We start from the raw sequence: 23,381 nt of genomic DNA, 5'->3' as shown, positions 1-23,381 counted from the left end.
CACAGGTTCTATCAGCCTGCCTAACAAACGCCGCGACCAGGCCGACGTCAGCTCCGCCCGAGTACCGAACTACTCGTGCCGCCCCTCTGCACCACACATACGCTGCGGGATGACGAGCAGTCAGTCCGGCTCGCTCCGCGCAAGCAAACTCGTGCCGCAGCATCGGCGCAGCCCTCGGGCTCACCAACCCGGCGTACTGGCAGCCTGCGCAGCGTCCACAGACTAGTCTCAGCGTGATCGCAGCGTGCACGGCCAGACGGAGGCGTCAGCAAATGAACGAGACGTGCAGTGCCAGGTACGTGGGCCGGGTCGGTGCCCTCGCCGTCGCGCTGGGTATCGGCAGCGCCGTGGCGACCGCGCCCGCCGTCGCATGGGCCGAACCCGACAGCAGCAGCACGGCCGCGCCGTCAGGTGAGAAGGAGGCGTCGGCCGCCACCGACATGAAGGCCGATACCGAGGCTGACGCTCAGCCGACCGCACCAGTGAGCAGCACCGCCACCGCCGTCACGCCGAGCACCGCGGCCACTCAGACGACATCCTCGGTAAAAACAACGACGCCGAAGAAGCCCCGCAAGAACGACCGCAAGCACAGCACCTCCGCGACGGCAGGCACGTCGGCCACGAAGAGCACCGCTGAGCCCTCGAAGCAGACAGCCCCAACCGCCGACACCGATACGCCCACCTCGGTATCCATCGCGCGTGCCTTGCCCACGGCGTCCGCAGTGAGCGGGACCGCCCTCACCACCCTCACCGCGGCCACCGCCACCGCCACCGTACGCACCCCCGCGCCGACGCCCGCCGTCACGCTGGCTCGCACCGGGGCGGCGATCGCCTCGGCACTCAACCAGTTCGTGGCCCGCATCCTCGGCACTGTCAACTCGGTCGCCTCTCCCCTGGCCTGGATCATGGCCGCGGCCACCCGGCGTGAGATCGGTCAGGCCGAGGACACCGAAACCGTTGCGGTAGAAGCCCAGACGTTCACCAGCCTGAGTCTGGCGACAGCCACCACGGCCGTACCCAACCAACAGCCGGTATTCGTCGCGCCGACCCTAGGCGATCCCGACCCGACCACGGGTGCGGTGTCCGGCCAGCTGACCGCGAGCGACCCCGAGGGCAAGGTAGTGACCTATGCCCTGGTGACCGGCCCGACCTTGGGTACCGTGACAGTCGGCAAAACCGGCACCTTCACCTATACACCGACTGCAGCACAACGTGTTTCGGCAGGTGTCACCACCGAACCCGATGCTACGTTCATCGTGTCGGCGTCCGACGGCAAGACCGCCAAGGTATTGAGCACCGTGGCGGTGCCGATCGACCCGACGCCGGTGCACCTGCTGAGCCCGGTGAGCACCGGTCAAGCCACCGCCATCGCCGCAACCGACGCCCGCGCCTACCTCACCAACAGCAGCGCCGGCACACTCACCGTGGTCAACACCCTCGACGGCACCGTCGTCAAAACCATGACGGTGGGCACCAATCCCATTGCGGTGGCGGTGAAACCGGACGGCAAGGTCGTCTACGTCGCGGACGGCACAAGCAACACGATCACCGTCATCGACGGTGCCACCAACACCGTCACCCGCACCGTCGCACTCACCATCGCGCCCACCAGCATGGTCATCTCCCCATCCGGCGGCACCCTGTATGTCGGCAACGCCACCGGCAAATTGGCGAAGGTCAGCACATCGACCATCAAGATCACCGGATGGGTATCCGCGGTGGGCGCCACCTCCGTGATCGTCAGCCCCGACGGCAAGCGGGTCTACGCCACGACGCCGGCCGGGGTCGTGGCCTACACGGTCTCGTCGGGCTCTACCAAAGTCATTACGATCACCGGCACTTCACCGACGGCCGTCGCTGCGAGCAAGGACGGCAAGAAGCTGTACGTCGTCACCGACGGCACCACGGTCAAGGTGCTGGATACCAGCAAGTTCGCCGGCCTGGGCGAGTTCAGCACCACGTCGGCCGTGCAGGCAGCGACCGTCAACAAAGACGGTTCGCTCCTGATGGTCACCACCCAGAGTGGCGACCTGCAGGTGTACAACACCGCGACCAGCGCTCTGCTGATGACGCTGGCGACCGGCGACACCGTGAACGCCATCGCCGCCAGCCCGGACGGCATGCAGCTGTACACCGCGGGTGGCGCCGCCATGCGTGTGGTGTCGCTGGTCCCCACCAATGTGAAACCCGTTGTGGGCCTTCCGGTCACCACCTCCAGCACCCTGACCGGCGTGGTCAGCGGCTCGACCGGGGTCACCGACGCCGACGACGACCCGCAGACGGTCACGGTGTTGACCGCGCCGACGAAGGGCAAGGTGACGTTCGCCGTCGACGGCACCTTCACCTACACCCCCACCGCCGCGGCCAGGCACCTCGCGGCCGCGGACACCGCGCTGACCACCGACCTCACCGACACGTTCACGTTCACCGTCAGTGACGGCAGGCGCGGCATCGTGTCGCAGACCATCACCGTCACAGTGGTACCGGCGAACAAGGCGCCGACCATCACAACGACCAAGGGCAACCCAAATTCGTCGACGGGCGTCATCACCGGGTCAGTCAAGGGCACCGACGGAGACAAAGACAAGGTCTACTACGACGGCACCACCTCCACCCTGACGGGCACGTTGGTCGTCGGCGGAGACGGCAAGTACACCTACACCCCCACCGTCACTGCCCGCCACGCTGCCGCTGCCGGCGGGTCGTCGACGGAGACCTTCACCGTCACCGTCGACGACGGGCACGGTTCGGTCACACCGGTTTCGGTGACGCTGAACATCAGTCCGTTCAACACCGTCCCCACCGCCGCCACGGTCAGCACCCCGGTGACCAACAGCAGCACCGCACGGGTGACGGGCCAGATCACCACCACCGACGCAGACAACGACACGTTGACTTACACGGCCACCGCCGCAGCCAAGGGCACGGTCGTGGTCAACACCGACGGCTCGTTCAGCTATACGCCGACCGCACTGGCCCGCGCCACGGGCGCGAGCACGGACGCGTTCACGGTCACCATCAGCGACGGACACGGAGGCAGCCGAACGGTCACCGTGAACGTGAATGTCGTTGCCTCCGCTGCGGGTAACACCCTGCCGGTGAACCCGACTTACTCGACCACCGTCAACGCCACGACCGGCGTGGTGACGGGTCAGGTCAGCGCCACCGATGCGAGCACGTTGAGTTACGCCTTGGCCTCGCCCGTTTCCGGCGTCGTCGTCACCACTGCCGGCGCCTACACCTACACCCCCAGCACCACCGCGCGCTACCACGCCTGGTTCACGCCCGGCGCCGACAGCCTCACGTTCACCGTCAATGTCTCGGACGGTCAGGACGGCATTCCGATCGACGTGACCGTGCCCATCACGGCGCTACATCCCGACAGCGACGGCACACTCACGCTGTCGGAGCTGCAGACCCTCGCCACCACCGGCGACGTCGACGTCACCCTTACGTCGTCAAGCAAGGTCCGCGACATCTCGGGCACCTTCACCGTCAGCACCGTGACCAACGCCGCGACGGCGGCCACGGTACTCAACAAGATGGCCGGACTGCTTGGCGCACCAAGCGGGTTCGCCGATTCGACCAGGATCACGGTGTCCTCGGTCGGGTATTCCGGCAGCGTGTTCTACCGGCTGAGCCAGACCGTCAACGGTGTCCCGGTGGTCGGTAGCGAGGTGGTGCTGTCCACCGACAGTGCCGGCCGCGTGACCGGTCTGGTGAGCAACTACGACGCCGCCATCACGAGTGTGAACACCACCCCCACCCCCAGTGTCGGGACCGCGGCCAAAGCAGAGGCGATCGCAGGAGCGGACGCGCTGAGTGACTTCGGTGGCAGTCCCACCGAGGCGACAAAGAACGCCTTCCTGGCGACGCTGATCTTCGACACCGATCTGGTCATCTATGACCAGGACGTCAGCATCAATCTGGCCACCGGGGCCCGCTGGAACCCGGCGACCCTGGCGTGGCGCGTGGTGACCTCGTCGGACCCCACCAGCCCGTACCCCTCGGTCGGCGCGACCTATTACATCTACGCCAACGGCGCCAAGGCCGGCACCATCTTCTCCGACTTCTCCAGTGCCCAGCAGGCTTTGGCGCCGATCCGCTCCTCCGGCACCGACCTGCAGGGCAAGACCCGAACTGTCGGGGCGAGCAACACCGGCACCCAACTCGTCCTGGTCGACCCGACCCGGAACATCACCACCTACCTGACCACGTACGTCAGTACCGGGTGGTCGGGCCAGCCCAGCATCCCCGGCAGCACGGTCACCTACTCCAAGAGTTGGGGCACCGCCGCCGTCTCCGCCCAGTCCAACATGACGCGGGTGTACGACTACTACACGACGATCCTGGGCCGGGATTCGTTCGACGACAACGGCGCTGCCGTGGTCCTGAGCATCGACTACAACCCCAGCGGCTCCTCGGCGGCCGGGTGGCGCAACGCCGCCTGGACCGGTCGGGAACTGGTCTTCGGTGATTCCGGCAGCACCCAGGCGGCACTGGATCTGGTCGGCCACGAGTACACCCACGCCGTCATCCAGTACGTCAACGGCCTGGCGTACCTCGGTGATTCGGGAGCCCTGAACGAGGCGTACGCCGACATCATGGGCGCCCTCATCGAGAACAAAATGGGAAGCGGCAGATGGCTTTTCGCCGAGGATGCAGCGGGCAATCCGTACCGCAGCATGGAGGACCCGTCGGACTACAGCCAGCGGGAGAGCTACCCGCAGCGCTACATCGATCCGTGCGGGTGCAATGACAACGACACCGACGACTTCGACTACGTGCACAGCAACAGCGGGATCATGTCCTTCGCCGCGTACAAGATGATGGACGCCACCAAGAACGAGATCTCCGGCGAGCAGTGGGCCCAGGTGTACTACGAGTCGCTCTACAGCCTGCCGTCGACGGCGTCCTACATCGACGCCCGGTTCGCGATTCTCACCAGTGCCCGCGCCAACGGTTTCACCGCCAAGCAGATCGCCGCGATCAGGACCGCCTTCGACGCGGTGGGCGTGAAGAGCGTTTAACCTCCGAACACCTTGTGCACCACGGCTTTCGCCCGCCGAGTCACGCGAAGGTAGTTGTCCAGGAACTCACCGCCGTCGCCGTTCTCCCAACCTGCCGCCGAGGCGACGGCGTTGAGCTGGCGGCCCGGCCCGGGCAACTGGTCGGTGGGCTTGCCGCGCACCAACACCAGCGCGTTGCGCGCCCGGGTCGCCGTCAGCCACGCCTGGCGCAGCTGGTCTACATCACCCTCGGCGATCAGCTCGGCGGCCCCGATCGCGTTGAGCGTCTGCAGAGTTGAGGTGTTGTGCAGCGCCGGAATCTTGTCGGCGAAGCGCAACTGCAGCAGCTGCACGGTCCATTCGACGTCGGCCAGCCCGCCGCGGCCCAGTTTGGTGTGCGTGTTCGGGTCGGCACCGCGCGGCAGCCGTTCGGCATCCACCCTGGCCTTGATCCGCCGGATCTCCTGCACCGTCTCCGGTGAGATGCCGCCTTGCGGATACCGGGTCTTGTCGATCATCTGCAGGAAGCGCTCACCCAGGTCGGCGTCACCGGCTACCTTGTTGGCTCGCAGCAGGGCCTGGACCTCCCACGGCTGCGCCCACTGGGCGTAGTAGGCCTCGTAGGACGAAAGTGTCCGCACCAGTGAGCCATTGCGGCCCTCGGGGCGCAGCCCGGCGTCGACCTCCAGCGGAGGATCCGAACTCGGCGTCCCCAGCAGCGTGCGCACCTGCTCTGCGACACCCACCGCCCAGCGGACCGCCGCGGACTCCTCGACATCGCCCATCGGTTCGCACACGAACATCACGTCGGCATCGGACCCGTAGCCGAGTTCGCCGCCGCCGAGCCGGCCCATCCCGATCACTGCAATCCGGGCCTTCGGCCCCTCCGCGGGTGACCGGTCCCGGATCACCGTATCCAGGGCGCACTGCAGCACCGCCACCCAGATCGAGCTGAGTGCATCGCACACCTCGGTCACCGGGAGCATGCCGAGCAGATCCGCCGAGGCGACCCTGGCCAACTCGCGGCGGCGCAGGGTGCGCGCGGCGGCGATGGCCCGCGCCGGATCAGCGTGCCGCGCCGCCGACGCGATCAGGGCGCGCGCCGCCACGTCCGGGTCGCCCTCCAGCAGCTTGGGTCCCTGTGGGCCGTCGGCGTAGAGCTGGATCACCTCGGGTGCACGCATCAGCAGATCCGGTACATAGGCCGACGTGCCGAGCACCCGCATCAGCCGTTTGGCCACCGCGCCCTCGTCACGCAGGGTGGACAGGTACCACCGCAGATCGCCCAGTTCCTCGCTGATCCGGCGGTAGGACAGCAGACCCGCATCCGGGTCGGGAGTGTCCGAGAGCCAGTCCAGCAGCGTCGGCAGCAGCACCTTCTGCACCTGACCCCGACGGCCGTTCTCACTGGTGAGCGCCGCAAGATGGGTCAGTGCGCTCTGCGGCCCGTCGTAGCCGAGCGCCGCCAGCTGGCGTTCGGCCGCCTCGGTGCTCATGCCGTCGAAGCCTTGCTTCCCAACGGTTTCCAGCAGCGGCTGGTAGAACAGCTTGGCGTGTAGGCGGGACACCCGCATGCTCTGACGCTTCAGTTCGTCACGCAGCACCCCGGCGGAATCGTGGCGGCCGTCCGGACGGATGTGCGCGGCGCGCGCCAACCAGCGCATCGCCTCCTCATCGTTGTCCTCGGGCAGCATGTGGGTGCGCTTGAGCCGCTGCAGTTGCAGCCGGTGTTCCAGCAATCGTAGAAACTCATACGAGGCAGTCATATTGGCGGCGTCGTCGCGCCCCACATAGCCGCCGGACCCCAGGGCGGCGAGCGCGTCGACGGTGGACGCCACGTGCAACGACTCGTCGGTGCGGCCGTGCACCAACTGCAGCAGCTGCACCGCGAATTCGACATCGCGCAGGCCGCCGGTGCCGAGCTTGAGCTCCCGCGAACGCACCCCGGCGGGCACCAGCTCTTCCACCCGGCGTCGCATCGCCTGCACGTCGGCGACGAAATCCTCACGCTCGCAGGCTGTCCAGACCATCGGCATCAGCGCGTCGATGTACTGCGCCCCCAGCTCGGCATCACCGACGGCGGCGCGCGCCTTCAGCAGCGCCTGGAACTCCCAGGTTTTCGCCCACCGCTCGTAGTAGGCGACGTGCGACTCCAGGGTGCGCACCAATTGCCCGCGTTTACCTTCGGGGCGCAGGGCGGCGTCCACCTCGAAGAAGGTGTCGCTGGCGAACCGCATCAGCTCCCCGGCCACCCGGGTGGTGACCGCGTCTGCCTCCTCGCCCACGAAGATGACGTCCACGTCGCTGACGTAATTCAGTTCGCGCGCACCACATTTGCCCATCGCGATGATGGCGAGCCGCGGCGGCGTCTCCTCCCCGCAGACCAGGCGGTTGGCGACGGCCAGGGCGGCGCTCAGCGCGCCGTCGGCCAGATCCGACAGGTGTGCACCGATGGTGCTGAACTCCAGCACCGGTTCGTTCTCGACGGTCGGCGCCAGATCGAGTGCCGCGAGCACCAGCAACCGATCCCGGTAGAGGCAGCGCAGTGACGCCTGCACAGATCTTGTGTCCGTGGAGCTTTCGGCCACCGCGACGAATTCCCTGCGCAACTGCGCGGCGTCGGGCAGGGCCGCCCGACCGGCCAGCAGGTGCCAGGACTGGGGCCGCGCGACAAGGTGATCGCCGAGCGCCACCGATCCGCCGATCACCGAGAACAACCGGCCGCGCAGCGCCTTGTCCTTGACCAGCGCGCGATTCAGTTCATCCCAACCGTCGCCGAGTTCATCGGCCAGGCGCACCATGGTGCGCAGCGCGGCATCGGCGTCGGGGGCACGCGACAGCGCCCACAGCAGTTCGACGTGATCGTCGGTGTTCCAGCCCAACCGGTCCAGCCCGGCTCGCGCGGGTGCCTCGACGAGCCCGAGCCGTCCGACGCCGGGCAGCTTGGGTCGCTGGGTGACGGGTTTTGGCACCCCACCAAGCTACAGCGAGAGGTAGTTCTTCAACTCGAACGGGGTGACGGTGCTGCGGTAGTTCTCCCACTCGGTGCGCTTGTTGCGCAGGAAGTAGTCGAACACGTGCTCCCCCAACGCTTCCGCGACCAGCTCCGAGGTTTCCATCTCGGCCAGCGCCACGCCGAGGCTGCCGGGCAGCTCCTTGTAACCCATGGCGCGGCGTTCCTCCGGGGTGAGACTCCACACGTTGTCCTCGGCCTGCGGCCCCAGCGTGTAGCCCTTCTCGATACCGCGCAGGCCGGCGGCCAGCAGCACCGCGAAGGCCAGGTACGGGTTGCACGCCGAATCGGGGCTACGGACCTCGATGCGCCGGCTGGACGCCTTACGCGGGGTGTACATCGGCACCCGCACCAGGGCGGACCGGTTGGACGCGCCCCAGGATGCCGCCGTCGGCGCCTCGCCGCCGTGCACCAGCCGCTTGTAGGAGTTCACCCACTGGTTGGTGACGGCGCTGATCTCGCTGGCGTGCTCCAGGATGCCGGCGATGAAGGACTTGGCGACGTCCGACAGCTGAAGCGGATCGTCAGGGCTGTGGAAGGCGTTGGTGTCGCCTTCGAACAGGCTCATGTGCGTGTGCATGGCCGAGCCCGGGTATTCGCTGAACGGCTTCGGCATGAACGACGCCCGCACCCCGTCGGCCAGCGCGACCTCCTTGACCACGTAGCGGAAGGTCATCACGTTGTCGGCCATGGACAGCGCGTCGGCGTAGCGCAGATCGATTTCCTGCTGGCCGGGCGCGCCCTCATGGTGGCTGAACTCCACCGAGATACCCATCTGCTCCAGCGCGTCGATGGCGTGCCGGCGGAAGTTGGGGGCGGCATCGTGCACGGCCTGGTCGAAGTACCCGCCGTTGTCTGCCGGGATCGGCACCGAGCCGTCATCCTCACCGGGCTTGAGCAGGAAGAATTCGATCTCGGGGTGCACGTAGCAGGAGAAGCCCAGGTCACTGGCCTTCGCGAGCTGACGGCGCAGCACGTGCCGCGAGTCCGCCCAGGACGGCGAACCGTCGGGCATCGTGATGTCGCAGAACATCCGCGCCGAGTGGTGCTGGCCACCGCTGGTGGTCCACGGCAGGACCTGGAACGTGGACGGATCGGGACGCGCCACGGTGTCGGACTCGTAGACCCGGGCGAACCCTTCGATCGACGAGCCGTCGAAGCCGATGCCCTCTTCGAACGCACCTTCCAGCTCGGCGGGCGCGATCGCCACCGACTTGAGGTATCCGAGGACGTCGGTGAACCAGAGCCGCACGAACCGGATGTCGCGTTCCTCCAGCGTGCGCAGCACAAATTCCTTCTGGCGGTCCATGACCGAAGCCTAAGCAGCGGCTGTTAAATCTGTGTTACACGGGCGAATCGGCTTCCGGCCCGCGCCGTGATTCAGTGTTGTCATGAGCACCGCGCCGAACCAGGACGGCATCACGCTACCGCTGGCTGCCGTGCAGGAGTTGCGCACGCTCGGCGACGCGCTCGCCGGCGCCGTCGCCGCGGCATCGGCCGCGGAATGGGGCGACGACACCGCCCTGCACCTGGAAGCCACCAAAGCGCAGTCCACCCTGCGCGTGCTGGCAGAACCGGGTGACACCGACCTCGCGGCCGCCCCGGCGGAAGTCGTGCACGCCGTGCGGCGGGCCAGGGCGGCGGTGGCCGACGCCGTCCTGGCGGTGGCCCGGGCACACCAGGTGGGCCCCGGCCGGGTCCCGCGGATGCGGCCGTCGATGTCGGGCGGCGTGCGACGGGTCGCGGGCGAGGTGCCCCCCCGGACCCCGCGCCGTGCTGCTGCGGATCGTGGTGACCCTGGGCGTCAGCCTCAGCCTGGTGGCGTTCTACCACCTGACCGGTCTGACTCGGTATGACGCGGGCCGGCTGACCCTCTACCTGTTCGCCGCCGTGGTCGGCAGCGTGGTGTGCACCAACGCCTTGTGCTTCGAGGCCGAACGGGTGCGACGCGCGCTCATCCAGGGCGAACCGGTGTGGCGGGTGCTGGTCACCAAGAACCTGGCGATCGCGGCGGCGGTGCTCGGCGCGGGTCTACCCGTCATCGCGGTGCTGGCCATCGCCGGTGACGGCCATTTCGTGGCGATGGTCGACCAGTTGCTCACCATGGTCTTCATCTGGCTGGGGGCCGCCAACGTGCTGTCGGTGGTGTATCCGCTACGCCGCGAACCTCTTTCGGAGCGCCTGCACGACGGCACCTGGCTGCCGTTCGCGTTCTCCTTCGCGCTGTCCTATGGCGTCGGGCTCACGGTCAACCTGATGATCTACTGGCGGCTGTGGTCTCGCCAGACGGCGTCGCGTGAGCTGGTCGGCGGCGATTGGGCGGCGTTCGCCTTGGTGCTGGGCAGCGCCCTGAGCAGCTGGCTGCTGCTGACGGTGTTCGCCGACGCGTGCAGCCGGAACCCACGGCTGCGGGAGCGGCTCTCCCGCGAAATGGTTGCCTACCAGAAGAATTGAACGCCGACCGTCAGCAGTGCAAGCCGGCGGGCGGCGGCGTCAACCCGGTCAGGAAGTTCACCACCGCAGTGTCCACGCAGGCGTCACCGTTGAAGACGACGGTGTGCTGCGTGCCGTCGAAGGTGATCAGCGAGGCGTCCAGCTCGCGGGCGAGGTCGACACCGGCCTGATATGGCGTCGCCGGGTCACGCGTGGTGGACACCACCACCGCCTTGCCCGCGGGCAGCGCGGCAGCGTCGTGCGGAACCGTGGTCGACGGTACGGGCCACAGCGCGCAGACATCGCGCGGCGCATAGCCGGTGAACGCGCCGTACGCCATGAACGGCGCCGCCGCCCGGGCGCGCTGGTCGGCCTGCGCCCACACCGCCGGATCGGTCGGATACGGCGCGTCCACGCAGCGGATCGCGGCGAACGCATCCTGCTGGTTGCCGTAGTGCCCGTTCTCGTCACGGTGCCAGTAGTCGTCGGCCAGCATCAGCAGGTCGCCGGCGTCGGTGCCGCGGGCCAGGCCGAGCAGCCCGCTGGTCAGGTACGGCCAGTACCGCTTGGTGTACAGCGCGTTCGCGGTACCGGTGATGGCGTCGGCGTAGCCCAGTCCGCGGGGATCCGAGGTGCCGCCGGGACGCTGCACCAACGGGTCGACGAGCTGGTGGTAGCGGCTGGAGAACTGCGCGGGATCGGTGCCCAGCGGGCAGTCCGCCGAACGGGCGCAGTCGGCGGCGTAGACGCCGAACGCCTCCTGGAAGCCGGCGAGTTGGCTGATGTTCTCGTCGACCGGATCCGAACCGGGGTCGACGGCCCCGTCGAGCACCATCGCGCGGACCCGTTCCGGATAACGGTCGGCGTAGGCGGCGCCCAATTCGGTGCCGTAGGAGAAGCCGAGATAGTTGATCTGCTCGTCACCGAGCGCGGCCCGCACGACATCCATGTCCCTGGCCGCCGACGCGGTCCCGATGTTGGCCAGGAACTGCGGCCCCATCCGGTCGAGGCAGGACTGGCCCAACGTCCGGTAGACGTCCTCGGCATGGGCGACCCCGGCAGGGCTGTAGTCGGTCAACGACTCCCGCCGGTATGCGTCGAATTGCTCGTCGGTGCGGCAGCTCACCTTCGGCGTCGAATAGCCGACGCCCCGTGGGTCGAAGCCGACCAGATCGAAGCCCTGCCGGATCGGCGAACCGTTCAGCGCGGCGGCCATGCCGGCGACGGTGTCCACCGCCGACGCACCCGGCCCGCCGGGGTTGACCATCAGGGTGCCGATCCGCTGACCGCTGGCGGGCACCCGGATCACGGCCAATTGTGCTTGTGCGCCTTGGGGATTGGCGACATTGTTCCAGTCCACGGGCACCGCCACGTCGGTGCACTGCGCCGTCGGCAGGTTACGTGCGATGGCGGGACTGCTTCCGAGGAAGCGCTCACAACTCCCCCACACGGCGGGCTGCCCATAGAGCGACGCGGGCGCAGCCGACGCGGGTGCGCACAGCACGCCGGCCACGATCGGGAGGGCCAGCAGCACTGCGAAAATCCTGCCCGCCAGCCACATGGCGCTCATGGTTGCACAGCCGACGGACGGGTTCGCCCGGAGCATCCCCACGGGGGGTGATCAGCAATCAGACGGTGACGGGGCCGTTACCAAAGCGAAGCCCCCCGCGCACCACCTAGCAGCGGCTGCCTTCCGGCGGCACCACCACATCCACGAGGTATTTCGCGGCGATCCCGTCCACACAGCTGTTGCCCTGGAACACCACGGTGTGCTGCGTGCCCTCGAACGTCAGCAACGTGCCTCCGAGCTGCTTGGCCAGATCCACCCCGGCCTGATACGGCGTCGCCGGGTCGTTGGTGGTGGACACCACCAGAGTCGGGGGCAGGCCCGCGACCTTCAGCTGGTGTGGCGTCGACGTCGGCGGCACCGGCCAGAACGCGCACGTGCCCATCGGTGCGTTCCCCGTGAATTCGCCGTAACTCATGAACGGGGCGACCTCGCGGGCACGCCGATCCTCGTCGACGACGGTGGCGCGGTCGGTGATGGGCGGCTCGTCGACACAGTTCACCGCGACCCGGACATCGGTCGAGTTGTTATAGCGCCCTTCCCCGTCGCGGCCCATGTACAGGTCGGCCAGCGCCAGCATGGTGTCGCCGTGACCCTTGGTCAGTTCACTCAGGCCCTGGGTGAGGTGGCGCCACAGGTTCGGCGAGTACAGCGGCAGGATGGTGCCGACGATCGCGTCGCTGTAGCTCAGACCGCGCGGATCCTTGGTCGGCGCGGGCTTGTTCACCAGCGGCTCGACCAGTGACTGGTACACGTCGACGGCCTTGGCCGGGTCGGTGCCCAGCGGGCAGTCCGCGTTGGTCGCGCAGTCGGCGGCGTAGTTGTTGAACGCCGTCTGGAAAGCCTTGGCCTGGCGAATGTCGGCTTCCACCGGATCGGCGTTGGGGTCCACGGCGCCGTCGAGGATCATGGCGCGCACCTTGTCACCGAACAGCTCGGCGTAGGTGGCCCCGATCCGGGTGCCGTAGGAGTAGCCGAGGTAGGTCAGCTTGTCGTCGCCGACGGCTTGCCGCATCGCGTCGAGATCTTTTGCCACACTGACGGTTCCGATGTTCTCCAGGAACTCGTCGCCCATCTTCTGCTGGCAGCGCGCGACGAAGTCCTTGGTCTCGGACTCGATGTGCGCGACGCCCTCCGGGGTGTAGTCCACCTGCGGGTCGGCGCGCAGCCGGTCGTTGTCGTCGTCGGAGTTGCACCACAGTGCGGGCTTGGAGGACCCGACCCCGCGCGGGTCGAAGCCGACGAGATCGAACCGCTGACGCACCGAATCGGGCATGGTGCCCACCAGCGACACCGCGGATTCGACGCCGGATTCACCCGGGCCGCCGGGGTTGATGAACAGCGTCCCGATCTTCTCGCCGGTCGCTTTGAAGCGGATCATCGCCAGCTGTGCGACCTCACCGTCGGGCTTGGCGTAATCGACCGGTACCGAGAGGTAGCCGCATTCTGCACCGGACGGTATCCGCGACTCACCCGATGACGCCTTGCACGGCGACCACTGCACCGGGCTGCCGGGCCGTGGAGCGGAGATGACGGCTCGACCGTCGACGACATTGCTGCATCCTGCGATGAGGAGCAGCACCATGGCGGCCGCGAGAACGCCGCGCGTGAGCTTCATGGCTGACCATGCTGCCATGCGTCCGCATCGAGGCTGGTGAGGCTACCTAGACACGGCTGGTGGCGTCGACCAGCTCGGCGAGTTCGATGGCGAAGTCGTCGGCCATGTCCCACAGGTCGGGCAGCAGTTCGGGGCAGGAGATGATGCCGACGTCGAGCTTGCCGTTCAGCGACATCACGGTGATGTTCAGTCCCGACCCGTGGAAGATCGGCCCCAGCGGGTACATGGCCTTGACCTCACAGCCGAGGAGATACAGCGGTATCTGCGGGCCGGGCACGTTGGACACCACGAGGTTGTGCACGGGCGCCGCTGCCGACAGGTTGCTGCGCGCGTACACCCGCATCGCGATACCGAACACGGCCGGCGCGGCGAACTGCGACCAGTCCTGGAGCAATGTCGCTCCGATCGCCGAACTGTGTTGCTTGGCAAGAGAATTGGCCGACGAGATGGCCATCAGCCGTTCCACTGGATCTTCGATGTTGGTGTGCAGCGACGAGAACATGCCCGACACCTGGTTGCGGCCGGGCCGGTCGGATTTGTCGTGCACCGAAACCGGGATCATCGCCACCAGCGAGGATTCCGGCAGTTCGTCGCGGTCCAGCAGGTAGCGGCGCAGCACCCCGGACACCAGCGCCATCACCACGTCGTTGACCTTCACCCCGAAATGGGCGCGCACCGTCTTGATGTCGCTCAGCTCGAGTTCGGCGAACGAGATGTTGCGGTGGCCGGTCACATTCGCGTTGAAGGGGGTCTTGGGTGCGGCGAAGGGCGCCGCCATGGTCAGCCCCTTGGTGGCCCGGCGCGCGGTGTCGATGACCGTCGCCACCGTGGAGGGCAGCATGTTGACCAGCTTCAGCGGCCGGGTGGCGAACTTGATGGCGCCGTTGACGGCGATCTCCAGTTCGGTCGCGTTGCCCGCCCCGTCGACCGGGTCCGGCGGCGGGGCGTCGGGTTCGGTGCTGCACAACGTGGACATCAGGTTGGCGCCGGTGACGCCGTCGACGGCGGCGTGGTGCACCTTTGTCATCAGAGCCAGCTTGCCGCCGGCGTGCGCGTCGGTGCCCGCGACGTTCTCGATGACCCACATCTCCCACAGCGGCCGCGTGCGGTCCAGCGGCAGCGATGCGATGTGCCCGCAGATCTCGGCCAGCTCGGCACGCCCACCGGGCGAGGGCAGCCCGATCCGGTGCAGGTGCCGCTGGACGTCGAAATCGTTGTCCTCCACCCAGACCGGGTGATCGGGGTTGAACCTGCTGTCTGCGAGCTTCTCGCGGAACTCCGGCATCGCCTTGATCCGCATCGCCAGCTCGTCGCGCAGCCGGTCGAAGGTGTAGCCGCCGGGCACCGTGGCGGTGTCCAACTCCAGGATCGAGCAGACGTGCAAGGGCTGGGCCGCGGTTTCGAGATAGAGGAAGCTGGCGTCCAGTCCACTGAGTCTTTGAAGCGCACGCCGTTGCATGACGCCGATGTTAGGTCCATGTCACCGCGGCGGTGTGAGGAAATCCACTTAACCTGACGTTCAACTTCGAGGTCAGGAGTGGCAGACTTGTCGCTGTCAGAAGACCCGGGGACCGAGCAACGGCCTCGAGGATCAACCCGACAACCACACACCGAGGGACAAAGATGTCTGAGCAGTCCGTTTATGGTGCCACCAATACCCCCGTAAAGGTCCGCACCCATCACCTGCAGAAGTGGAAGAACGAAGGCCACAAGTGGGCAATGCTCACCGCCTACGACTTCTCCACCGCCCGCATCTTCGACGACGCCGGCATTCCGGTCCTGCTGGTCGGCGACTCGGCCGCCAACGTCGTCTACGGCTACGACACGACGGTCCGCGTCACCGTCGATGAACTCATCCCCCTGGTCAGCGCCGTCGTCCGCGGTGCGACGCATGCCCTGGTGATCGCCGACCTGCCGTTCGGCAGTTACGAGTCCAGCCCCGCCCAGGCTCTGGCGACCGCGACCCGCTTCATGAAGGAGACCGGCGCCCACGCGGTCAAGCTCGAAGGCGGCGAACGTGTCGCCGAGCAGATCGCGACGTTGACGGCGGCCGGCATCCCGGTCGTCGCCCACATCGGTTTCACCCCGCAGAGCGTGAACAGCCTGGGCGGCTACCGCGTCCAGGGTCGCGGCGACGCCGGTGACCAGACCATCCACGACGCCATCGCGGTGGCCGAGGCCGGTGCGGTCGCGGTGGTGCTGGAGATGGTGCCCGCCGAACTGGCCACCCAGATCACCGGCAAGCTGACCATCCCCACCGTCGGGATCGGCGCGGGCGTCAACTGCGACGCGCAGGTGCTGGTGTGGCAGGACATGGCCGGGATGACGTCGGGCAAGACCGCCAAATTCGTCAAGAAGTTCGCCCAGGTCGGCGACGTATTGCGCAGCGCTGCAACGCAATACGCCGACGAGGTGGCCAGCGGAGTGTTCCCGGCCGAGGAACACTCCTACTAGCTGAAGTCGGGCGCCCGCTTGCCCAGGAACGCCGCGATGCCTTCTTTCCCGTCGGGAGAGGAGGCATTGCCGGCGATATGGCGTGCCTCGTGCTCCAACTGCGCCTCGTACCCGTTGGCGTAGGTGCTCAGCAGCAGCTTCTTGACCGAGGAGTTGGAGCCGCGGGCACCGGCGGCGATCTGACCGGCCAACTGCTCGAGCCGCTCGGGTAGCGCTGCGTCGGCGACCACCTCGGTGACCAGGCCCCAGGCCAGCGCTTCGGGAGCCTTGAGCACCCGGTTGGTGATCATCAGGTCCTGCGCGCGACGCAGGCCGACCAGGCGCGGCAGCACGTAGGACGCGCCACCGTCGGGGCTCAGCCCGGCCTTGGTGTAGGCCATCGTGAACGCCGCCGACTCACCGGCCAGCACCAGATCACCGGACACACCCAAGGAGAAGCCGGCACCGGCCGCCGTGCCGTTGACCGCGGTGATCAGCACCGCATCCATCCGGGCGAACGTCGACATCGCCCGGTGCAGATCGTTGGCTATGCCCTTGACGAAGACGCCGGGATCGGGGGCGGCGGCCATCGACTTGAGATCACCGCCGGCGCAGAAGAACCGCCCCGCACCGGTCAGGGTGACCACCTTCGTCGCCTCGGTGTCACACAACGCGGCCGCGACGGCCAGGTCGCGGGTCATCGCGTCGTTCATGCCGTTGGCCGCGTCCGGTCGGTTCAGCACGATGCTGGTGACGGGCCCCGACTGAGTGAACTTCAGCGTTTCGAATTCGGTCATGGGGCACACGGTATTACGTCACCGCGGCGGTGTGTAACGCGAGTCGGGTTTCGGCGGCGGTCCGCACCGTCGCGAAGTCACCACCCCAACCCAGCGCCCGCAGCGCGCCGTCGGCGCTGATCCACGGCTGCTCGGGCGGGCAGGCGCCGTCGTCGGAACGGCGGTTGATCGCCGACTCCACCAGCCGGAAGGGCAGATCGACGGCATCGGCCGGTCCGCCGCAGTCGGCGATCACGGCCGCCGCCAGCGCCCGGTAGCGTTCACGCAGCTCGGCGCGCCTGCGGCGGAACTGCGCGAACCTGTCCACCCGCAGTTCGGGGAGCAGGTACAGGGCGCCCAGGTTCCAGGCGCCCCGGCACAGCTGGGCGACGTCGGACACGATCAACGTATAGAGCTGCTGCACCACCGGGCCGCCCTCGGCAGCCAACTCGGCGGCCAGCTGCAGAGGTGCCTCCACCGTGCCTGCCAGCAGCGCATCCAGGATGTCGTCCTTGGTGGCGAAGTGGTGGTACAGCGACGCCTGGCGCATGCCCACGGCATCGGCGATCCGCCGGGTCGAGGTGTTGGCGTACCCGTGTTCGGTGAACAGTTCGGCGGCGGCATCGAGAATCTCATCCCGCGGGGTACGCCCCGGGCGGCGAGGTTTTTCGAGCCTCGGACGTCCCCGGCCATCGCTGCTCATGGGGCCATTGTGGCATCCGCCGTTCGAGGTGCCATATTTCCTATCATTTGATAGAAATAAGTCACGCACCCGTAACAGGTCCGTCACCAGCAGAAAATGCGGGCAATTAAAACTTTCAAGTGACAGTTAAGGAGGCCGGACATGGCAGGTACCAGTTCGACAGAGGGGGCGCGGTCGCACGCCCGGGCACAGGCCGCGGAGGCGCAGTTCCGGGTGCCGACGGCTCCCCCCGGCGTGACCGACGTGCGCTGGGCCGAGGTCGTCCCGAGTGGTTCCTACGCCACCAAGGTGCTGGGCCGGGGCACCCGGCTGCGGCTGGCCGATCCGGGCGGCGGCGCCTGCGCGCACCTGTTGCTGTTCCGGGCCGACGCCCCATGGGAGCGCCTCAACGTCGCCGACACGGTGAAGGTGCCGTGGCAGGCCTACCTGGGCGCCGGCCATCCCCTGCTGTCCGACCAGGGCCGGGTGCTGGCCACCGTCGCCGCCGACACCTCCGCGCACCACGACACCTTGTGCGGCCTCACCCCGGCCGGGCAGGCCCAGATGCTGCTCGGTGTGCACAAACACGGGTTGGACATCCGCGACGTGGCGCCCTCGGTGTCGTTCTTCAAGGGCGCGCGCGTGCACGCCGACGGCGGCCTGCACTTCACCGGCAGCGCCGGCCCCGGCGGCTCCGTCGACCTGCTGATCCACCTGCCCGTCGTCGTGGTCCTGGTCAACACGGCGCATCCACTGGACCCCGATCCCGGGATCACCGACCTCGACGTGCTGGCCTGGCGGGCCGATGACGAACTGCGCACCCCGCTCAGCACCGACCCCGAATACCTGCGCGCCCTGTTCAACACCGAAAGCGCCTGGGCCGCAGCACAGAACACCAAGGAGTTCATCTGATGACGACGTTCGAGGTCGCAGCCTGCGCACCCTGGTCGGCCATCGTGCCCGCCGGCAAGACACTTCAGATCATCGACCTGTTCGGCAACCAGGCGGTGGACACCCTGTTCTACGGTGTCACCGCGGGCCGGCCCGACCCGGCGCTGCGCTACAACGCGCAGACAACCGTTGCCGCACAACGCAATATCTTCCTGTCCACCGGCTCGGTGCTGCGCGCGTCCGACGGCACCGCGCTGATGACGCTCATCGAGGACGAGGTCGGCAACCACGACACCATCGCCGGCGCGTGCTCGAAGGAATCCAACACGCTGCGCTACGGGCACCACACCGTGCACCAGCACGCCTGCGCGGAGAACTTCCTCGCCGAGGCCACCAGGTGGGGAATGGGTAAGCGCGACATCGTCTCCAACGTCAACTTCTACATGAACGTCCCCGTGGACGACGACGGCACCCTCGGCATCGTCGACGGCTTGTCTGCTCCCGGGAAGACACTGACGCTGCGCGCCGAGATCGACACCCTGGTGCTGGTGTCCAACTGCCCGCAGATCAACAACCCGTGCAACGGCTTCAACCCGACGCCGGTCCAGATGGTGTTGTCATGATCGAGGTGCTGCGCCCCGGCATGCTCACCACCGTGCAGGACTGGCCGGGCCGAGTCGGATACTGGCACATCGGCGTTCCGCCGTCGGGTCCCATGGATGATCTGTCCTTCCGGATCGGCAACCGGGTGCTCGGCAACGACGAGGGCGCCGCCGGTCTGGAGTGCACCCGCGGCGGCCCCGCGCTGCGCTTCCCCGACGGCGGACGGGTCTGTGTGACGGGCGCACCGGTGCCGGTGACGCTGGACGGCGTGCCCGTGGCACAGTGGCAGTCGGTCACCGTGCCCGCCGGTGGGGTACTCGACGTCGGCATGCTCTCCGGCCCCGGGATGCGCTGCTACATATTGATCGCTGGCGGCCTGACGGAGCCCGAATACCTGGGCAGCACAGCCACGTTCACGTTGGGGACCTTCGGCGGCCATGACGGCAGGCCACTGCGCGAACACGATACCCTGGCGGCCGGAACCGATCCCGGTCCGCACCAGGATTGGCCCGGTCGCGATGCCCGGGCCGCCATCGAGGAACAGCCCAGCATCGGGCACCACTGGCAGCTCGCGGTCACCGAGGGGCCGCACGGCGCACCGGAGTTCTTCACCCGCGAGGACATCGACACCATCGTCGGCACCGACTACACGGTGCACTTCAACTCCGACCGCACCGGCGTGCGACTGGAAGGACCCAAACCGCACTGGGCCCGTACCGACGGCGGTGAGGCGGGTCTGCATCCGTCCAACATCCACGACAACGCCTACTGCGTCGGCGCGCTCGACTTCACCGGCGACACCCCGATTCTGCTGGGACCTGACGGACCGAGCCTCGGCGGATTCGTCTGCCCCGTCACCGTGGTCGGCGGTGACCGCTGGAAGCTCGGCCAACTGGCGCCCGGTGACACCGTGCGGTTCGTCCCGGTGCGCGCCGATCGGGCGCCGTCCCTGCGCACCATCGACATCGACCGGCGCGCGTCGCTGCCACTGGTGGTGTCCACGGGCGGCGACGGCGACGACGGTGTGCTCGGCCGATTCACCGCCGCCGACGGCACCAAGGTGACCATGCGCCGCGCCGGCGATGGTGGGGTGCTCGTCGAATACGGCGACATGGTGCTCGATCTCGCGCTGCGGGCGCGGGTGCACGTCCTCTACGAACACCTCGTGGCACGGCAGATCGCGGGCATCACCGAGCTCACGCCCGGGGTGCGCTCCCTGCAGGTGCAGTTCGACCCGGCGGCACTGGCCATGGCCGAGGTGGTGGACCTGGTCGCCCGCGCCGACGAAAGCCTGCCCGCGACGACGGAACTCGTGGTGCCCAGCCGCACCGTGCGACTCCCGCTGTCCTGGGACGACCCGTCCACCCGGGAGGCCATCGAGCGCTACATGAACGGCGTCCGCGCCGACGCGCCCTGGTGCCCGTGGAACATCGAGTTCATCCGGCGGGTGAACGGCCTGGCCGATGTCGAGCAGGTCTACGACACCGTCTTCGACGCCGACTACCTGGTGCTGGGCCTCGGTGACGTGTACCTGGGTGCACCGGTGGCCACTCCCCTGGATCCCCGGCACCGCCTGGTCACCACGAAGTACAACCCGGCCCGCACGTGGACCCCGGAGAACGCCGTCGGCATCGGCGGCGCGTATATGTGCATCTACGGCATGGAGGGCCCGGGCGGCTACCAGTTCGTCGGGCGCACCACGCAGGTGTGGAATCACCGGCATCCGTCCGACTCGGCGGTCTTCGAACCGGGCACGCCCTGGCTGCTCCGCTACTTCGACCGGATCAGCTTCTACCCCGTCAGCGCGGACGAGCTGCTGGATCTGCGGGCAGACATGGCAGCCGGCCGCGGGCAGGTGCAGATCACCGATGGGCAGTTCGATCTCGCCGGGTACCGTGATTTCCTGGCCGTGCACGCCGACTCGATCGCCGAGTTCCGCGCCCAGCAGGCGACGGCCTTCGCGGCCGAACGGCATGCCTGGGATCTCGCCGGGGAGTTTCGCCGGGCGGGCTGAGACATTTATTCACCTCGATGTGGCACCCTGTTCAGACTCACGCCCGACCGAAGGTGAAAATGCCTGCCGCCAAGTCCAAGACCTCCCGCCACACCGAGGTGGAGCGCAAGTTCGACGTGCTCGAAACCACGGTGTCACCCTCATTCGAAGGGCTGGCCGTCGTGACGCGGGTGCAGCATTCACCCACCCAGGTGCTGGAGGCCGTCTACTACGACACCCCGGACTACGACCTCGCCACGCGCAAGATCACCCTGCGCCGTCGCACCGGGGGCACGGACGCCGGCTGGCACATCAAGCTGCCCGCCGGCCAGGACACCCGCACCGAGGTGCGGGCCCCTCTGGAGGATGCCCTGCCCGACGAGATCCGTGATGTCGTCGCGGCGATCGTGCGCGATCGCCCCCTGGGGGCAGTGGCCCGCATCTCGACGCAGCGCTCGGTGTCGCTGCTGTTCGGTGCCGAAGGAACCGCGGTCGCGGAGTTCTGCGACGACAGTGTGACCGCCTCGGCGCTGCGCCCAGACAGCGAGCCGCAGACCTGGCGGGAATGGGAACTGGAACTGGTCGGCGACGGCCCCACCGAGGTACTGGAGCGGCTGTCCAATCGTCTGCTGGACGCCGGCGCGGCACCCGCCGGGCATGGCTCGAAGCTGGCCCGGGTGCTCGACGTGTCGGCGCCCGAGAAGGCGCCGGCCCCGACCGACCCGGTGCACCGCGCCGTGGCCGAGAACGTCGACGCGTTGCTCGAGTGGGACCGCGCGGTGCGCGCCGACGTGTGGGATTCGGTGCACCAGATGCGGGTCACCACCCGCAAGATCCGCAGCCTGCTGGCCGAGGAGTCGGGCACCGACAACGCGTGGGTTCTTGAGGAGCTCAAGCAACTGGCCGCGGTGCTGGGCACCGCCCGCGACGCCGAGGTGCTCGCCGAGAAGTACGAGAAGTCACTCGCCGACCTACCCGACCACCTGGTCCGCGGCCCGGTGCGGGAGCGACTGGTCGACGGGGCGAAGGCCAAGTACAAGGCCGGCTGGCGCCGGTCGGTGACCGCGATGCGCTCGGAGCGGTACTTCCGGCTGCTCGACGCACTGGAGAACGTGGTGGCCGCGCCCGCCGCCGGCGCCGAGGGCGAAGCATCCCAGGTGACCGTCGAGGGCGCCTACCGCAAGGTGGCCAAGGCCGCGAAGGCCGCCAAGATTGCCGGCACCGATGAGGCGCTGCACCGAATCCGCAAGCGCGCCAAGCAACTCCGCTACACCGCGTCCGCTCACGGAGATGCCGCGGTGGCCGAGAGTGCCAAGTCCATCCAGACACTGCTCGGCGACCACCAGGACAGCACCGTCAGCCGCGCGCATCTGCTGACCCAGGCCGACGCGGCACACGCGGCAGGTGAAGACACCTTCACCTACGGCCTGCTGTTCCAGATCGAGGCCGAGATCGCCCTCTACGCAGAAGAGGAGATCGGGGCCGCGCTGAAGTCGCTGCGCAAGGCCATCGGAAGGTAACCGGGCGCAGGGCGAGGGCGGACGAGCTGGCCTCTAAGCCGGATTCTGTCCCTCACATGGTGAGGTGGCGACCATCCATCTGGACACACCGTCGCCGGGTGCCTCAAGCGGCCTACCCGCAAGCTCGGGCGAGCAGCCCTCGAACGCTTGCGCAGCCGCGACCAGGTCGCGGCCTTCTTGGCCTTGCTTCGGGTGGGGTTTGCCTAGCCACCCCGGTCACCCGGGGTGCTGGTGCGCTCTTACCGCACCGTTTCACCCTTACCGTCTCCGGCGGTCTGTTTTCTGTGGCACTTTCCCGCGAGTTTCCTCGGATTGCCGTTAGCAATCACCCTGCTCTGTGAAGTCCGGACTTTCCTCGAATTTCTCCGCGGTCGCCCGGCCAACTCGTCCGCGCGCGCTACCTTAGCAACATGGCGCAGGTACCTCCAGCCCGCTATTTGTTGCGGGCCAAAGACCTGGCCGACGCGCGGTACTCCGATCCGCTGACGGTCGACGATCTGGCGGCGGCCGCCGGCCTGTCCCGGGCGCACTTCAGCCGGATGTTCACCCGGACGTTCGGTGAATCGCCACGTGCCTATCTGCAGACCCGGCGCCTGGAGCGGGCCGCCTCGCTGCTGCGCTACACGGACCGGTCGGTGGCCGATATCTGCGCCATGGTCGGACTGACCAGTGTCGGCTCCTTCACCACAAACTTCGCTCGCGTCTACGGCAAGCCACCGGCCGCCTACCGGGCCGCGCTGCCGCCGGCCAGCATCTACGCCCGGGTGCCGAGCTGCATCCTCAAACGCGATACCCGAAAGACAGCACAAACGGAGAAGACGGATACCGGTGCCGCCTCGTAGC

The 23,381-nt window shown here is 68.0% G+C and carries 16 protein-coding genes and 1 other RNA gene; 9 read left to right on the top strand and 8 right to left on the bottom strand.

What is annotated here, in order from left to right; translation table 11 throughout:
• Positions 1-272: 272 nt before the first annotated feature.
• Positions 273-5,030 (top strand): M4 family metallopeptidase, encoded by a 4,758-nt coding sequence (locus AC1DY7_RS14065; protein ID WP_477494288.1) that lies wholly within the window; start codon positions 273-275, stop codon positions 5,028-5,030.
• Here the strand turns inward: AC1DY7_RS14065 and AC1DY7_RS14060 are convergent.
• Both AC1DY7_RS14060 and glnA read right to left on the bottom strand, forming a co-directional pair.
• Positions 5,027-7,981: a bifunctional [glutamine synthetase] adenylyltransferase/[glutamine synthetase]-adenylyl-L-tyrosine phosphorylase gene (locus AC1DY7_RS14060; RefSeq protein WP_477494287.1), complete on the bottom strand. Its 2,955-nt coding sequence runs from the start codon at positions 7,979-7,981 to the stop codon at positions 5,027-5,029. The two genes, AC1DY7_RS14065 and AC1DY7_RS14060, sit on opposite strands and share 4 nt — an antisense overlap.
• A 9-nt stretch (positions 7,982-7,990) precedes the next feature.
• Positions 7,991-9,331 (bottom strand): type I glutamate--ammonia ligase, encoded by a 1,341-nt coding sequence (glnA, locus tag AC1DY7_RS14055; RefSeq protein ID WP_477494286.1) that lies wholly within the window; start codon positions 9,329-9,331, stop codon positions 7,991-7,993.
• 82 nt (positions 9,332-9,413) lie between these two features.
• On the opposite strand from glnA, the gene AC1DY7_RS14050 reads away from it, so the two are divergent.
• Positions 9,414-9,878 (top strand): hypothetical protein, encoded by a 465-nt coding sequence (locus AC1DY7_RS14050; protein ID WP_477494285.1) that lies wholly within the window; start codon positions 9,414-9,416, stop codon positions 9,876-9,878.
• Entirely contained in the window at positions 9,796-10,476 is a 681-nt protein-coding gene (locus tag AC1DY7_RS14045; protein WP_477494284.1) for a hypothetical protein, read from the top strand. Before AC1DY7_RS14050 ends, AC1DY7_RS14045 begins: the two co-directional genes overlap by 83 nt.
• A 10-nt stretch (positions 10,477-10,486) precedes the next feature.
• Here the strand turns inward: AC1DY7_RS14045 and AC1DY7_RS14040 are convergent, their stop codons facing one another.
• From AC1DY7_RS14040 to AC1DY7_RS14030, 3 genes are all read right to left on the bottom strand, one after another.
• Positions 10,487-12,025 (bottom strand): alpha/beta hydrolase, encoded by a 1,539-nt coding sequence (locus tag AC1DY7_RS14040; RefSeq protein WP_477494283.1) that lies wholly within the window; start codon positions 12,023-12,025, stop codon positions 10,487-10,489.
• 106 nt (positions 12,026-12,131) lie between these two features.
• Positions 12,132-13,640 carry an alpha/beta hydrolase gene (locus AC1DY7_RS14035; protein WP_477494282.1) on the bottom strand — a complete coding sequence of 503 codons (1,509 nt, stop codon included), beginning with the start codon at positions 13,638-13,640 and terminating at the stop codon, positions 12,132-12,134.
• 46 nt (positions 13,641-13,686) lie between these two features.
• Positions 13,687-15,099, bottom strand: coding sequence for a WS/DGAT/MGAT family O-acyltransferase (locus AC1DY7_RS14030; RefSeq protein ID WP_477494281.1), 1,413 nt, complete (start codon positions 15,097-15,099; stop codon positions 13,687-13,689).
• A 164-nt stretch (positions 15,100-15,263) separates the two neighbouring features.
• On the opposite strand from AC1DY7_RS14030, the gene panB reads away from it, so the two are divergent.
• On the top strand, positions 15,264-16,094 hold the full coding sequence (gene panB, locus AC1DY7_RS14025) for a 3-methyl-2-oxobutanoate hydroxymethyltransferase (RefSeq protein WP_477494280.1): 831 nt from the start codon (positions 15,264-15,266) through the stop codon (positions 16,092-16,094).
• On the opposite strand, the gene AC1DY7_RS14020 is transcribed toward panB, so the two are convergent.
• Together AC1DY7_RS14020 and AC1DY7_RS14015 are read right to left on the bottom strand one after the other, a co-directional pair.
• Positions 16,091-16,870, bottom strand: coding sequence for an enoyl-CoA hydratase/isomerase family protein (locus AC1DY7_RS14020; RefSeq protein WP_477494279.1), 780 nt, complete (start codon positions 16,868-16,870; stop codon positions 16,091-16,093). The two genes, panB and AC1DY7_RS14020, sit on opposite strands and share 4 nt — an antisense overlap.
• Before the next feature lie 13 nt (positions 16,871-16,883).
• On the bottom strand, positions 16,884-17,552 hold the full coding sequence (locus AC1DY7_RS14015; RefSeq protein ID WP_477494278.1) for a TetR/AcrR family transcriptional regulator: 669 nt from the start codon (positions 17,550-17,552) through the stop codon (positions 16,884-16,886).
• A gap of 141 nt (positions 17,553-17,693) precedes the next feature.
• Here AC1DY7_RS14015 and AC1DY7_RS14010 point away from each other — a divergent pair, with 141 nt between their 5' ends.
• The 4 genes from AC1DY7_RS14010 to AC1DY7_RS13995 are packed head-to-tail and all read left to right on the top strand — an operon-like array spanning position 17,694 to position 22,538.
• Positions 17,694-18,443, top strand: a complete 750-nt coding sequence (locus tag AC1DY7_RS14010) for a DUF1989 domain-containing protein (protein WP_477494277.1) — start codon at positions 17,694-17,696, stop codon at positions 18,441-18,443.
• Positions 18,443-19,045: an urea amidolyase associated protein UAAP2 gene (locus AC1DY7_RS14005; RefSeq protein WP_477494276.1), complete on the top strand. Its 603-nt coding sequence runs from the start codon at positions 18,443-18,445 to the stop codon at positions 19,043-19,045. Before AC1DY7_RS14010 ends, AC1DY7_RS14005 begins: the two co-directional genes overlap by 1 nt.
• Positions 19,042-21,039: a 5-oxoprolinase/urea amidolyase family protein gene (locus AC1DY7_RS14000; protein ID WP_477494275.1), complete on the top strand. Its 1,998-nt coding sequence runs from the start codon at positions 19,042-19,044 to the stop codon at positions 21,037-21,039. Before AC1DY7_RS14005 ends, AC1DY7_RS14000 begins: the two co-directional genes overlap by 4 nt.
• A 59-nt stretch (positions 21,040-21,098) precedes the next feature.
• Positions 21,099-22,538: a CYTH and CHAD domain-containing protein gene (locus AC1DY7_RS13995; RefSeq protein WP_477494274.1), complete on the top strand. Its 1,440-nt coding sequence runs from the start codon at positions 21,099-21,101 to the stop codon at positions 22,536-22,538.
• An 18-nt stretch (positions 22,539-22,556) separates the two neighbouring features.
• Here AC1DY7_RS13995 and rnpB read toward each other — a convergent pair.
• Positions 22,557-22,925: RNase P RNA component class A (gene rnpB, locus AC1DY7_RS13990), an RNA gene on the bottom strand.
• Between the two features lie 23 nt (positions 22,926-22,948).
• On the opposite strand from rnpB, the gene AC1DY7_RS13985 reads away from it, so the two are divergent.
• Positions 22,949-23,380 carry a helix-turn-helix domain-containing protein gene (locus AC1DY7_RS13985; RefSeq protein ID WP_477494273.1) on the top strand — a complete coding sequence of 144 codons (432 nt, stop codon included), beginning with the start codon at positions 22,949-22,951 and terminating at the stop codon, positions 23,378-23,380.
• Position 23,381 lies beyond the last annotated feature (1 nt).

It is taken from the genome of Mycobacterium sp. P2_H7, assembly GCF_056403275.1.
Note: the sequence above shows the minus strand (reverse complement) of the source record. Positions and strands in the feature narration are given on the sequence as shown.